The organism is Aerosakkonema sp. BLCC-F183, from assembly GCF_041929145.1.
GTDB lineage: Bacteria > Cyanobacteriota > Cyanobacteriia > Cyanobacteriales > Aerosakkonemataceae > Aerosakkonema.
Map to the genome: position 1 here is coordinate 15,915 of NZ_JBHFNU010000079.1, position 14,619 is coordinate 30,533.

The following is a 14,619-nucleotide window of genomic DNA, read 5'->3' on the forward strand; positions in this document are numbered from 1 at the left end:
AATAAAATTAATCTTCGAGTTGGTGATGGGTAGGGCGTCGGGAAGTCAAAAGTCAAAAGTCAAAAGTCAAAAAAGGGCGTCGGGACTAGGGCGTCGGGAAGAGGGACTAGGGGTTAGGGACTAGGGCGTCGGGAAGAGGGAGAGAGAAGAAGAGGAATTTTGACTTTTGACTTTTGACTTTTGACTTTTCAAAGTCTTCCGGCCAAGTTAGCGACGGCGGCGGCTAACTCGGCTGGTTCGACAGGCTTGGGGATGTGGATCTGGAAACCTTCTAAGAGCGATCGCGTGCGATCCTCAGCTCTAGCATAAGCGGTCAGCGCCGCAGCAGGAATGCGTCCCCCTTCTTCGGGCGCGAGCGTTCTCACTTTGCGGATTAAACTGTAGCCGTCTTCATCGGGCATCCCAATATCGCTCACGAGGATATCCGGTTTTGACTTTTGAATAAACTCGAATGCCTCCCTTGCCGATGAAGCTACGGTTACTTCAGCACCGCATTCTTCCAGTACTGTGGCTAAAAACAACCGCGTGTCGGCATCATCATCTACCACAAGTACCTGTAAAGCGTTGAGAACAGGAGGGTTATCAAAAGGGAGAACTGGTTCGACTTTAGATATTGTGTCAGTATCGCTGGTTGCGTGCAAGCGCACGGGCATAATGGGAAGTCTGACGGTGAATTTTGCTCCCATACCATCTCCTTTGCTTTCGGCATAAACTGTTCCGCCGTGCAGTTCCACCAAATGGCGTACAATAGCCAAACCGAGGCCGAGTCCGCTGTATTGCCTAGTCATCGAACTATCAGCTTGACGAAAGCGATCGAAAACGTAAGGCACAAAATCCGGGCTGATACCTTTTCCTGTATCTTTTACAGTAATTTCAACCAGAGAATTATCTCGTTTTAGTCGCACCTCAACTCGTCCGCCGTTGGGTGTAAATTTAATCGCATTCGATAATAAGTTCCAAATTACCTGCTGCAAGCGGTCTGAATCGCCGGCAACCAAGCCAGTTGTAGGATCGAGAACGCGCTCCAGTAAAATTTCCTTAGCTTCAGCTGCTGGGCGTACCGTATCCAGAACCGATCCGATAATCGCAGTAAGTTCGACCGGACGGACATTTAAACGCAGCTTACCCTGAATAATCCGCGAAACATCCAGCAAGTCGTCAACCAATTGTGCCTGTGTTCTGGCAGTGCGTTCGATAATATCTATCGCCTTTTTTGTGGTTGACTCGTCAAACCTGCGGCTGTTGAGCAACTGAGCCCATCCCAGCATAGCATTTAGCGGCGATCGCAATTCGTGAGAAAGCGTGGCCAAAAACTCATCCTTCATCCGGTTTGCAGCTTCTGCTTCAGCGCGTGCCTGCTGTTCGCGGGCAAGCAACAGGGCGCGTTCGTCTTCAGCTCGTTTGCGTTCGGTAAAATCGCGCATAATTTTGGCAAAACCGCGCAACTGTCCGGTTTCATCTCGTAAAGGCGTGGCAATGCCACTCGCCCAAAAACGGTTGCGGTCTTTCCGCAAGTGCCAGCGTTCGTCCTCGGCCCGACCTTCCCTAATTGCTTTTTCCAGCTCGTGCTTGTCCGCGCCGCTTTTGAGGTCTTCAGGTGTAAAAATAATCGAGCCAGATTTTCCTAAAATTTCTGCTTCTTTATAACCTAATATACGTTCTGCACCAGCACTCCATCTAGTAACGCAGCCGTCGGTATCCAGGAAGAAAATAGCGTAATCTTCTACATTTTCCAACAACATCCGAAATCGTTCTTCGCTTGATTTGAGGGCTGATTCGGCGCGAATTCGCTGGGTGATATCAGCCACAATATACACAGCACCTTTAAAAGCTTTTAATCGATCGAATACTGGATCTGCGGTTATGGAAAACCATCGCTCTTGAAACTCTACCTGTGCGTTCTCTCGGCACCGAGTTTGTCGAACGCGAGTGAAGGGAGTTTCTGCCATACTTCCCAGGATACTCTCCAATATTTCTTGATGGAAGCGATCGCTAATTTCGGTTTCCGGTTTTCCCAAAAGCTGGGCCATCGCTTTGTTGCAGCGCAGCACTTTTCCTTCCGCATCCAGCAAACAAACTCCATCGCTAATGGCATCAAAAGTAGTTTGCCATTCTTTCGCCAAAGCCAATGCTGACTCCTCTGCCTCTCGGATACGGAGCAATGCTTTAATGGTAGCTAGCAATTCGATCGGCTCTACCGGCTGAGCTAGATAACCATCTGCACCGCCTTCTAAACCTTGTGCCTTATCCTCGCTTTTCACAAAGCTAGCAGATAGATGCAGCACCGGAATAAAAGATGTGGCAGGATTAGTTTTGATCCGGCGGCAGACTTCAAATCCGTCTATATCTGGAAGCCTCACATCAAGAATAACTAAGTCGGGTTGCTGCTCTCCTACTGAGCGCAGTGCAGATGCTCCCGTGCCAGCTTCTTCTACCTCAAATCCAGCACTGCGAAGGGTTCGAGCAACTACATAACGATTGGTTTCGTTATCATCTACGTGCAATATTTTAATTTGATGATTCTGAGGCATAATCGTATTGGTAATTGGCAATTTGGGTAAAAGCAATCATTTAAAATTTGGCGTTTTTATTTGCGGTTATATCTCGCTCGTCATGACTAAATTTAATTATTATTTTCCCCAATTTAATAACTATTTACTACTATTCCAGCCAAAATAAGTGCTTCTCGGAAAGAAGCGATTGTCTGTTCGTGGCATAAATTTTCTTTGGATAAAATTGCTATTACACGACTTTCTAAATAACTTATTTCTTCTTCAACGAGATGTTTGGAAGTATTAATAATTACAGGAATATTTTTGGTGGCGGGATTGCTTTTTAGTTGCTCTAGAACCTCAAAACCGTTCATGTCTGGCATCACCAAATCTAGAAAAATGCAAGCGGGATGTTCCACTTGCGCCAGATGGATGCCACTAGAACCCGAATCTGCTTCAATGACGAGCGGAAATGGTAAGCTCGGTAGTTCAGTTAGCGAAAGACACCCTACAGATTGTGAACTGGGATAACTATCAACTAAAACCTCGTAATTTGCTACTGTTCCATCTCTAACTGCTTCGTGCAAAATTTCCTTGAGGAGATAGCGGGCTATTTCATTATCATCAACAACTAACAACTTCTGCTGTTTATCGGCTTTGATCAGAGCGTTTATTTTGTTCAAAAGCGACAGACGCTCCACTGGTTTTTTCAGGAACGCATCTGCTCCTAAACCTAGAGATTTACGCTCGTTATCAACAACTGTGATCGCACAAATTGGGATATCTTGAGTTGCTGATTTGCTCTTGATTTCTGAGATGAAATCCCAGGCATTTTCTTCTTTTAAGAGTATATCCAAAATTACGGCTTTGGGTTTAAAAAATTTAAGTGCTTGTCGTGCTTCTTTAAGCGATTGCGCTGCCATAAGTTGGTAAATAGATTTTTCAAAATACTTTTGATAAGTAAAAAGTGTTTCTTCGTTATCTTCGATCGCCAATATAGGTTCGCGCATCGAATTTAATTGCCAATTCGTATTTGCTGCTGACTCTCTTTCTGTCACATTTCCGTAAACCAGAGGTATCGTAGCGAAAAATATGGAACCTACACCGACTTCGCTCTCGACCGATACACTACCTCCCAATAATTCAGCTAATCTGCGCGATAGCGATAGTCCGAGACCAGTTCCTTTAACGTGTTTTTGAATGTAAGAATCTACTTGAATAAATTCCTCAAAAATTCGCTCTCGATCTTTGGGCGCAATTCCAATACCGGTATCTGCTACAGAAAATACTACATTATTGCCATTTCTAAGTGCTTTAACGATCACTTCACCTTTTTCGGTATATTTCAGGGCATTAGAAATAAAATTTCTGAGAATTTGGGCTACTTTCGCTTCATCGGTGTGAAGGGTAGGAATATCCGTCGGTTCTTCAATTATTAACGAAATAGAAGAATTATAACTCAGAAGAGGACGCAACATTCCCCGTAAAGTTGCGAATAAATCCCTTACCTCAAATTCACTCGTATGAACGACAATCTTCCCAGCTTCTACTTTGGCCAAATCCAATAAATCGTTAACTAAATCTAAGAGACTTTCTGCTGACTTGCGGATGAATATGACCTGTTTTTCTTGTTCGGCAGATAATTCACCATCTAACCGATCGAGCAGCATCCTAGACAGAGATAATATCGAATTAAGCGGTGTACGAAACTCGTGGCTCATGTTCGACAAAAAGTGTGTTTTGAGTTCGTTTGCTCGCTGTAAAAATTCGGCTTTTTCATCTAACTCTGCATACAGAGCAACAACACCGCGATTGGTGTCTTCCAATTCCCGGTTGATCTGATTTAACTCTTCTTGACGCTTTCTTAATTCTTCTAAAGTCCGAATCAATTCTTGATTTTGGCGCTTAATTTCTTCAAATAGTTGGCTCGTGGGGCGGCTTAAAAATTTTGTTTCTCCAGAAATAGAAAATGAATTGTCTGGATATTTTATGGCTAATTGCTGAGTAATTTCCGCCAAGCGTTTGGCTGTAAGTATAGCGGCTCGTTTTGGTAAATTCTTGCCCATCACCACTTTAGTGCCATCATCGGGCGAAGATGCGATCTCAAAGCGATCCATTAACCGCTTGCTGCCAACTATCCCCAATCCCATACCTGTTTGAGATTTGTAGTTTCCGTCTAAAATTTGTTTAATGTTGGCGATGCCAGTGCCTTTATCTTCAACAGAAATCAGTAGCACCTGCTCGCAGTTTGGCAATGTTTTTAAGCCTTCTGGACTGACTTTTGGGGCGGCAATATTCGAGCCAGCCTCAGAAGTATCTTGACAAGAGGCAACTATTGAAGGCGCATGACCATTCATCCAAAATTTAACCTTTCCGCCCTTGGCGTATTGAAAAGAGTTGCGGGCAATTTCGGATACTGCGGTGGCAATGCGCGTCTGATCTTGGGAGTCAAATCCCAAAGCTTGTGCAATGTCTCGTGCCAGCTGACGTGACATTACGACATCTTGTTCCGAGTGTATTTCTATACTTAGGAGAGTAGTCATTGCTGGGATAGATTTCAGATTTAGGGTTTTAGATTTCTAATTGAGAAATTAAATTGGCAATCTAAAATCTGAAATTTAGAATTAATTTAATTCTCTTTGGCGATTAGCACTGTTACATCGTCGCGCCCCCGGTTGAAATCGCGGTACAAAACTCCGGCGATCGAACTGGGATGTTTCGCTACTAAACCAGGATAGCGATCTAAACGCCACTGTGTCCCTAAACCATCGGAGTGCATCAGTAAAAGCCCTCCTTTTGGCCACTGATAGACAAACTCTTGTATTTTGCGAACTTCGTGTCCGACCGTACCGTTGTGGGAAACCATACTGTAGCGACCAGAATCAGAAATAACGCTGGCAGAGATGTTGCCAACGCCTGCAAAGCGGAGGCTTTGTTCTGCCAAATCCAGTTGAGCGATCGCAATTGCAGCGCCCCGCGTACTTTTGAGGGCTTGATGAGCGGCTTCTATAACTGCTGCCGGACTTTTATCGGCATTTTCTCGAAAGATTTCGATCGCTTTTAAAGATGCCTGGGCTGCCATAGGGCCGTGGCCCAAACCATCCGAGACTAACAGCAGAGTGCGATCTTCGTATTGTTCGATCGCCCAAGCATCACCGGAAACCTCCTCACCTGTTTTTGGCAGACAAACTAGACCTATTTCTATATTGCTGTTTGATGAGCTAGTAGGTATCGGCGTTGCCCACAGCTGACTTAATAAAACCGTGCCGTTCTGGGGAACAGAATGAATATCAAAAAAAGCAGAAAGGCGACTAATTGCCCCCAAACCGTTGCCAGGAGTGCCTGCCGTCGAATACCCGTCCCGCAGGCACTGCCCGACATCAAGCATTCCCGGCCCTTTATCCAGGGCTAAAATTTCGATACCGACAATGTTATTTTTTGTGAGGGAACGCAGCAGCAACTGACCTTCCCTAGCGTGGCGAACCAAATTATTGGCTATCTCGGTAACTACGATACCGACTTTTCCTCTTTCGGTTTCGTTAAAACCGAGACGACTGGCTAAACTCATAGCTATCCGTCGCGCATCACCAGCCTGACTGGGCTCTACGATCGGCAAAGCGACGCTATCGCTCATCAAAACTCCTGGGTCTCTTCACCCCGCCATTCTATGGCGGCTTTACAATTGATTATTTCCACTTTGTAATGGTAATGCGGGTGCCTTCTCCCACACGGGAAAAGATATCGAATTCGTTGACTAGCCGCTTGGAACCGCTTAACCCCATACCCAGTCCGCCTCCGGTCGTGAAGCCGTCTTTGAGCGCCAGTTCGATATCGGGAATACCTGGCCCGGAGTCTTCAAAAGTCAGGCGCAGACCGCGACGGTTTCCTTGTTGCAGCGCTTCCAGTTTAACGGTTCCCCCACCACCATAGTCGAGCGTGTTGCGTGCCAGTTCGCTTGCTGCCGTGACGATCTTAGTCTGGTCTACAAGGCTGAAACCTAATTCCACAGCCCATTTCCGCACAGCTTGCCTTACCAGCACGATATCTGAGGAGGAGTTGATGCCCATAACTTCATGCCCCTGCATCACCATTTATGCTTCCCCCTTGAGAATCTCCTAACGATGCTCGCAGGAGAGCCATACCTTTTTCAACGTTTAAGGCGGTGCGAATGCCTTTGAGGGAGAGCCCCAATTCCACTAGAGTAATGGCTACGGCTGGCTGCATTCCGACAACGACCGTTTCCGCATCGAGTATGCGGGACATTTTGGCAATGTTTCCCAGTACTCGCCCAATGAACGAATCGACGATCTCCAGTGCCGAAATATCGATCAGTACACCGCGAGCGTTTGTCTGGGTGATGCGGTTAGTTAGGTCGTCCTGTAAAGTCATCGCTAGGCGATCGTGCATATCTACCTGAATGGTCACAAGGAGAAATTCGCCCATTTGCAGTATGGGGATGCGTTCCATAATACTTTTTTACTCCTCAAATAGCGGACTGTTAGCGTCCGATCGCAATTCCCGATCGCTTTAAAGCTAGGGCAAAAGCATCGGCTAGCGTCCCCTTAGTCGTTATATCCGCTAAATCTACACCCAAGTAGACAATAGTTTGGGCGATTTGAGGGCGAATACCGCTGATAATGCAATCAGCCCCCATCAGACGAGCCGCAGTTACTGTTTTTAATAAGTGCTGGGCCGTCAGCGTATCGACTGTTGGTACTCCCGTAATATCAATGATGGCAACTTGCGAACCGGTCTCGACAATTTTCTCTAAGAGAGATTCCATCACAATTTGGGTGCGGGCGCTGTCGAGGGTGCCGACGATCGGTAAAGCTAAAATGCCTTCCCACAGCTTCACGACTGGCGTTGAGAGTTCCAATAACTCTTCTTGCTGGCGCAGGATCACCTCTTCGCGGCTTTTCTGATAAATCTCGGTTGTCCACAGACCCAGTTTGTCTAAGAGGTTCGTAGCAGACAGAATTTCTTCGACAAGCATTTCGTTATCCTGGAGTTCCTGACGCAGGCGCTGGAACAAGGGCTGCTTCAACGAGAATACAAAACTGGCTGTTTCTGTTGGCGTCCAGCCTTTCTGAGAGCGCGATCTCGAAATACCCGCCAGCATGTCCCTCACGCCACGCCACTCAGCCGATTGGATGTCGGTTAAGTTGCCTCGGAAGACAGCCTCTGCAAACAAGTCGAGGAATTCTTTGCACTCTTCGCGCAGTTCGCTTTCCCTAAACAAGTCTTTGCGGATACCTGAAGTCTTTTGCTCTTTCAGCCACTCTGCCAACAGTTCGGCTTCGTGATTTTTCAGAATTTCTGAGATTTTGCTCTGTGTGTTTAAGTTCATTGGCATTCAAAACTCAGTGGGAGCAGGTTTTGTTGTTAGTTCTTTTGTTTCCATTACAAGTTTATCTGCTAGCCGTTTAATTTTGATGTTTGCACTGATGGGGCGAGGGCTCGATCGTTTTCCCCAAACACTAGACAAATAAAAATTTGATGTTAACCATACAACGTGCGATCGAGCAATCCCTATTGCTATGACACTCGACTTGGCACTGGCAGAACATTTCGCCGATACAAAGCTTCTTTTGGTAGCGACACAGCATCAATCCTTTCAAAATATGGACGGTTTGGGCGAAACTCAGAATCGGTGCGATCGTATGCCAGCGGTGTTTCCTGACAGTCTGGAAGGTAAGCCCTGTAGTATCGAAAGGTGGCATCTAAAAAGCCGAATTTATCTGGCATCGTTTCAAACGACATTCGCATTTCTTCTTCAGTTACCTGTCTGAACGTGCTACAAAACAAGTGTCTATACCATGATGGGATAGGGCTACTAGGATAAACACATTCTTGAACTATTTCTATATGTTATCCAAATCTATGAAAATCCTCCGAAATAGTGTTTTTGAGTAATCGATATCTTCTCGATGTGTCAGAACATATCGATGTATCCTCAATGCTCATACTTTAGTAGTTAACTTGCTGTCAGATCTCCTATCGTGTAGGTAGTTTCTGTTATTGTGTTTGAGTTAATATTTTTACTTCCCTGGTGTTAGTAAAATCAATTGTTGAGATAGGAGCGATCGCACTTCTTCCACCCCCAATTTTACCTCTGCCAAAATCTCTCCCACTGTTCTTGTGGGATGGGCATCTTGCCCGTTTTTATGTTTGGAATTATCATCGCAAGCTTGCAAAAATTCCAACTCAGTTTCTGACAAATTTACAATTTCATAATCGTAATTAAACAAACACCGACTCGGCCATCCATCCATACAAGGATTGCGTTCTGGAATCGCCGCCAATAACGCATCATCCGATGACCAATTTGCTTTAGGTAAAGGCGGACGTGCCAGGAAAAATTCGTAATGCGTGATATTTGCCGGATCTAATAATTCAATTAATCGATAACGTTCGCGATCGCTCAATCCTTCCGCCCGTTTCATTAACTCTGTATTTTTCCCCAAAAGTCTCTCCAACTGCCAAGTTTTCGGGTTAGAAAATCCGACAAAATCTAACCCGGACGCATCAATTAATTCAAATAAACTATCGATGTTGTAATCAATCTCTTGGGGATGAACGTACATATCGGCAAAACTTTCATCGCGCTGATTTTCCAAAGACCATCTTTCTTTTTCGCGCTTGACAAGACGGTTATTTTCTGGTAATGCAGCGAATATTTGTCGTCCCACTCGAACGCCATCGCGGTAATCTTGTGGCCCAGGCGTCCCCGCCGGCGATCGGCCCTGAAGGAGAGCGATCGCCTTCTGCATCAGCTGAATTTCCCAACGTCCCAGTTCTGCATAGACAAAAATGTGCATCAGTCCCCCTGGCGCTAACTTCGCCGCCAAAGACTGAATACCCCGCTGTGGATCGGGCAAGTGGTGCAGGACTCCCACACAGTTGATCAGGTCAAACTGACCGGGGAGTTGTCCCGCATCGTACAAACTGAGGTGATGGAACTCCACACGATTTGCACCCGATCGCTGACAGCGCTCTTTTGCTACCGCCAAAGCACCACCGCTCAAATCGATACCCACAACTTCAGCTTTGGGATTGAGGTGTACCAGGTACTCAGTCCCCACCCCCGTACCGCATCCAGCATCCAAAATGCGGATCTCCTGCGTCTGAGGTTTTTGCCCCGTGCAAAAGTTATAGGCGGAAAGCCAATTCCAACGCCAGTTATAGCCGGGGGGCGGATTATCCAGCAGCGGTTCTGGCGGAAAGGGATATGTATCGTAAAGACGCTCAACGGCGGAAGTAATATCTTGCATTTTTTTAGGGGCTGGGGGTTAGGGATTAGGGATTAGGGGTTAGGGGTTAGGGCTTAGGGCTTAGGGGAAGAGAGAAGAGGGAAGAGGGAAGAGGAATTTTGACTTTTGACTTTTGACTTTTGACTTTTAGCTCCCCCACTCGCTTGTAACAAAACTTATCAAGTCTCTCAGCTACTTTGTCGCAATCCAGTATGATTACGGAATACACAGCCGATGAGGGTTATACACATTTCTTAATAAATGAGTGTGACAAGCCCGAAACATTCTAATCTAAAGACTGGGCTGATTAACCCCAGGCAGTCGTGATGGCATCCTTTCTAAGCCTTCTTTCGCAGGCGAAATTGGATTGGGTCGAACTGCTAAGCGGCACCCCGGTCGGGTATAAGACGATAACGATTCTATAGGGAGCTTTAGAGAACCGATGAGTGTCAAAGCAAGTGGTGGAAGCTCAGTTGCGCGTCCGCAACTATATCAAACCTTACCAGTTGCAACCATTTCCCAAGCGGAACAACAAGACCGCTTCTTGGAAAGCGGGGAATTGAACGAACTGGCGAACTATTTCAGCTCGGGCGCTAAGCGTCTGGAGATTGCTGGCACGCTGACCCAGAACTCAGATTTGATCGTGTCCCGTGCCGCCAACCGGATTTTTGTTGGTGGTTCGCCGATGGCTTTCTTGGAAAAGCCAAAAGAACCAGCAATGAGTATGGTTGGGGCAGGGGGAGACGTAAAGGAATCGATGAAGCTGGGAACGGCGACATATGTAGAAACTAGCGGTGGCTTCTTTGAAGGATTGCGATCGCTATTTAGTGCTTCTGGTGGCGGACCAGTTCCCCCAGGTTTCCGACCGATCAACGTTTCCCGCTATGGCCCCAGCAATATGCAGAAATCGCTGCGGGACTTATCGTGGTTTTTGCGCTATGCCACTTATGCGATCGTCGCAGGTGACCCCAACATCATCGCTGTCAACACGCGGGGATTGCGGGAAATAATTGAAAATGCTTGCTCCGGAGAAGCCACCCTCGTAGCGCTGCAAGAAATGAAAGCGGCGGCGTTGGGTTATTTCCGACAAGATCCGGTCGGGGCAAATATTGTTACCCAGTACATGGACGTTCTGATTACAGAATTTAAAGCCCCAACTCCATCTGACAAACTGCGGCAACGTCCTTCTGGCGACCAACAAGGTTTGCAGCTGCCCCAAATTTACTTTAATGCGGCAGAGCGGCGTCCCAAATTCGTAATGAAACCGGGACTTTCCGCCAAAGAAAAGCAGGAAGTTGTTAAAGCTGCTTATCGGCAAGTATTTGAGCGGGATATCACCCGCGCCTATTCCTTGGGAATTTCCGATTTGGAATCCAAGGTTAAGAACGGTAACATTTCCATGAAGGAATTTATCCGCCGCTTGGGTAAATCTCCCTTGTATCGGAAAAACTTCTTCGAGCCCTACATAAACAGTAGGGCCCTGGAACTGGCCTTCCGGCATATCTTGGGACGCGGGCCTTCCAGCCGCGAAGAAGTGCAAAAATACTTTGCGATCGTATCTCAAAAAGGTCTACCCGGTCTGATTGACGCTTTGGTAGATTCCCAGGAATACTCCGACTACTTCGGCGAAGAAACCGTACCCTACATCCGGGGATTGGGTCAAGAAGCCCAAGAATGCCGCAACTGGGGGCCGCAGCAAGACTTGTTTAACTACAGTGCGCCCTTCCGTAAAGTACCGCAATTCATCACCACCTTTGCGGCATACGATCGGCCACTGCCCGACCAACACCCCTACGGTTCCGGTAACGACCCGCTGGAAATTCAGTTTGGCGCAATCTTCCCGAAAGAAACGCGCAACCCCAGCACTAGACCGGCACCTTTTGGTAAAGATACCCGTCGCATCCTGATTCGTCGCGGCCCAGGGATTAACAACCAAGTCAGCAATCCCGCAGCGCGGGGTGTGGCTCCCGGTTCTCTTGGCCCCAAAGTGTTCAAACTGGATCAAATTCCCAGCTTTACGGGTGGCAAATTCGGGAAGCGTACCGTATCAACCCAAGGTGTGAGTGTCAAGTTCTCCGAAAGCTCGACCCAAGCGCTCATTCGTGCCTGCTACCTACAAGTATTCGGGCGGGATGTGTATGAAGGACAGCGCCTGAAAGTGCAGGAAATCAAGCTGGAAAACGGCGAGATTACCGTGCGGGAGTTTATCCGCGCCTTGGCGAAGTCAGACTTGTTCCGCAAGCTGTACTGGACACCATTCTACGTTTGTAAGGCGATCGAATACATCCACCGTCGGTTGTTGGGTCGTCCTACCTACGGGCGTCAAGAAAACAACAAATACTTTGATATTTGTGCCAAAAAAGGCTTATACGCTCTGATCGATGCCATTATCGACAGCCCAGAGTACGGCGAGTCGTTTGGAGAAGACACAGTTCCCTACGAACGCTACATTACTCCGGCAGGTTTAGCTCAACGCAGTCTCCGCGTTGGCAGCATCGGCGAGACAGGTGCCAGAGTCGATAAGGAAGAAACGCCGCTATTTGTCGAACTCGGTCAAGTCACCGAAATGCGGACAGAACCAGATATTCAGTTCCGCATTAACCAAGGCGTCAGCAAGAAACGCGATCAAACCAAAGTCTTCAAGCTGACAGACACCAGCGACAAGAAGGCTGTAGAAACGCTGATTCGCGCTGCTTATCGACAAATCTTCGAGCGCGATGTGGAACCCTACATCGTGAAGAATGAATTCACCGCTCTGGAAAGCAAACTGGGTAACGGTGAAATCAACCTCAAAGAATTTATCACTGGCTTGGGTGAGTCTGGGCTTTACATCAAAGAGTTCTACACCCCATATCCCAATACCAAGGTAATCGAACTCGGCACCAAGCACTTCTTAGGACGGGCTCCTCTGGATCAAGCAGAAATTCGCAAGTACAACCAGATTCTCGCTTCTGGCGGTATCCGCGCTTTTATCGGTGCGATGGTGAATAGCGCCGAATACGCTCAGGCGTTCGGTGAAGATACGGTTCCTTACAATCGTTTCTTGACCCTGCCGGCAGCTAACTTCCCGAATAGCCAAAAACTGTACAACCAGTTGACCAAGCAAAGCGAGGAGGTAGTAGTACCCAGCTTCTCTACAACGAAGCCTCGTATGGACAGCACCAAGATGCCGTTGATGAGCAAAGCAATGGCAGACTTGGCGCGGAGAGCATTGGCGATGGACAAGAGCAAGCCACTGTTTATCGAGTTGGGACGCTCCTTCAGCAACGGTCAAGGGCAATCTGTGGAAGTGGGTGTCGGTACTACCCGCCGCAAACCAGCGCGGATTTATCGCCTGACCCCTGGTGCTAATCAAGCTGAAACAGCTCTGGTTATCAACGCCGCGTACTGTCAGGTGATGGATGTCTTCAGCGGTCAAGTGCCCAACGAGTTCCGTCGTTCTGACTTGGAAAGCAAACTCCGCAACGGTGAAATTTCTGTGCGCGAGTTTGTGCGCTTCTTGGCGGGTTCGGAGATCTATCGCCGTCGTTTCTACACGCCATATCCCAACACTAAGGTGATTGAGTTCTTGTTCCGGCATCTGTTGGGCCGCGCACCGGCTACTCAGTCGGAAATCCGTCAGTACAACCGCATTCTGGCCGAGAAAGGGCTGAAGGCGGCTGTGGAAGCTGTCGTTGATAGTCCGGAGTATGCCCAGTACTTTGGTGAGGATGTGGTTCCTTACCCGCGCTTCCCATCTCTGCCGGCGGGCAACTACCTGGGCAGCGTCAAAGCTGCTTCGGATTTGGTCAAGCAGCCTTGGTCTAGTCTGTCGCCCTCCTATCTTGGCGGTCGCTTCTAGGTAGGGAGAGGGAAGAGGGAAGAAAATTTCAGATTTTAGATTTAAAAGGGAAGATTTTGATAAATCTGAAATCTGAAATTTGAAATCTTCCGCTCCCCCACTCCCCCTTTCTCCTTGTCTGCCAAAAATTAATCCGCCTTATCTTCTAATTTTGGAGATAAGGCGATTTCCTATTGCTTATCATTTGCCAAGCGCCAGGTAAACATGAGGAGATTTATTACAAAGTATTAAGAGGAGAGTCAAAATGTGAACGTAATGTCGCAAAATATTTGCGAAGGTAGCTGTGTTTCAAATCAGATGTCGTTCTGATAACCTAAAAAACTTGAAGAATGCTGAAGCTCTGCTCAGAATGAATGCGATCGAACATTGTTCTGAGAATTGAGTGTAAATGCTTCGAGAATTCAAGTAAGCTACACAGTGGGTGTGTGTAAAGACGCGATCGCGACCAAAGCACACACAATCGATGCAAACGCCAGTTTAATCACATCTGGTTACATCTTTTTTGGAGGATTCCGTTAATGAGTATCGTCACGAAATCCATCGTGAATGCAGATGCTGAGGCTCGCTATCTCAGCCCCGGCGAACTGGATCGGATCAAGAGCTTCGTAACGAGCGGTGAGCGTCGTCTACGCATCGCCCAAACTTTGACCGACTCTCGCGAACGCATCGTTAAGCAAGCTGGCGATCAACTGTTCCAAAAGCGCCCTGATGTAGTTTCTCCCGGTGGCAACGCCTACGGTGAAGAAATGACCGCTACCTGCCTGCGCGACCTAGACTACTATCTGCGCCTGGTTACTTACGGAATCGTAGCTGGCGATGTCACCCCAATCGAAGAAATCGGTTTGGTGGGCGTTCGCGAAATGTACAATTCTCTGGGCACCCCCATTCCTGCCGTAGCTGAAGGCATTCGTGCTATGAAGAACGTTGCCGCCTCTTTGCTGTCTGCTGAAGACGCATCTGAAGCTGGCTCCTACTTCGACTACGTGATCGGTGCGATGCAGTAGGACGAGTGTCCTCTGGAAAGCACTCAATTAAA

9 protein-coding genes and 2 pseudogenes are annotated in these 14,619 nt (G+C 47.5%); 3 read left to right on the forward strand and 8 right to left on the reverse strand.

The genetic code is table 11. From position 1 onward, the window contains the following. Nucleotides 1-188: 188 nt before the first annotated feature. The 8 genes from ACE1CD_RS23405 to ACE1CD_RS23440 form a co-directional block, all read right to left on the reverse strand. On the reverse strand, nucleotides 189-2,531 hold the full coding sequence (locus ACE1CD_RS23405) for a response regulator (protein ID WP_374826407.1): 2,343 nt from the start codon (nucleotides 2,529-2,531) through the stop codon (nucleotides 189-191). A gap of 113 nt (nucleotides 2,532-2,644) precedes the next feature. Then, the gene (locus tag ACE1CD_RS23410; RefSeq protein WP_374826408.1) at nucleotides 2,645-5,035 is read right to left on the reverse strand and encodes an ATP-binding protein; all 2,391 of its coding nucleotides are present in this window, start codon (nucleotides 5,033-5,035) and stop codon (nucleotides 2,645-2,647) included. Nucleotides 5,036-5,121: 86 nt separating this feature from the next. Next, nucleotides 5,122-6,126: a SpoIIE family protein phosphatase gene (locus ACE1CD_RS23415; protein WP_374826410.1), complete on the reverse strand. Its 1,005-nt coding sequence runs from the start codon at nucleotides 6,124-6,126 to the stop codon at nucleotides 5,122-5,124. Between the two features lie 52 nt (nucleotides 6,127-6,178). Then, nucleotides 6,179-6,583: an anti-sigma regulatory factor gene (locus ACE1CD_RS23420; protein ID WP_374826411.1), complete on the reverse strand. Its 405-nt coding sequence runs from the start codon at nucleotides 6,581-6,583 to the stop codon at nucleotides 6,179-6,181. Then, nucleotides 6,564-6,959, reverse strand: a complete 396-nt coding sequence (locus ACE1CD_RS23425; protein ID WP_374793681.1) for an STAS domain-containing protein — start codon at nucleotides 6,957-6,959, stop codon at nucleotides 6,564-6,566. Before ACE1CD_RS23425 ends, ACE1CD_RS23420 begins: the two co-directional genes overlap by 20 nt. Before the next feature lie 31 nt (nucleotides 6,960-6,990). Then, on the reverse strand, nucleotides 6,991-7,839 hold the full coding sequence (locus ACE1CD_RS23430; protein WP_374826412.1) for an STAS domain-containing protein: 849 nt from the start codon (nucleotides 7,837-7,839) through the stop codon (nucleotides 6,991-6,993). A 188-nt stretch (nucleotides 7,840-8,027) separates the two neighbouring features. After that, a complete protein-coding gene (locus ACE1CD_RS23435; protein WP_374826413.1) occupies nucleotides 8,028-8,252 on the reverse strand; it encodes a hypothetical protein in 225 nt (74 codons plus the stop codon). Between the two features lie 278 nt (nucleotides 8,253-8,530). Next, the gene (locus ACE1CD_RS23440; RefSeq protein WP_374793687.1) at nucleotides 8,531-9,763 is read right to left on the reverse strand and encodes a class I SAM-dependent methyltransferase; all 1,233 of its coding nucleotides are present in this window, start codon (nucleotides 9,761-9,763) and stop codon (nucleotides 8,531-8,533) included. 421 nt (nucleotides 9,764-10,184) lie between these two features. On the opposite strand from ACE1CD_RS23440, the pseudogene ACE1CD_RS23445 reads away from it, so the two are divergent. The 3 genes and pseudogenes from ACE1CD_RS23445 to apcA form a co-directional block, all read left to right on the forward strand. Further along, nucleotides 10,185-12,875: pseudogene (locus ACE1CD_RS23445) on the forward strand (phycobilisome rod-core linker polypeptide); the annotation flags it as partial. Between the two features lie 228 nt (nucleotides 12,876-13,103). Then, nucleotides 13,104-13,583, forward strand: a pseudogene (locus tag ACE1CD_RS23450) (phycobilisome rod-core linker polypeptide); the annotation flags it as partial. A 518-nt stretch (nucleotides 13,584-14,101) separates the two neighbouring features. Then, nucleotides 14,102-14,587 carry an allophycocyanin subunit alpha gene (gene apcA, locus ACE1CD_RS23455; protein ID WP_190465108.1) on the forward strand — a complete coding sequence of 162 codons (486 nt, stop codon included), beginning with the start codon at nucleotides 14,102-14,104 and terminating at the stop codon, nucleotides 14,585-14,587. The last annotated feature ends 32 nt before the right edge of the window (nucleotides 14,588-14,619 follow it).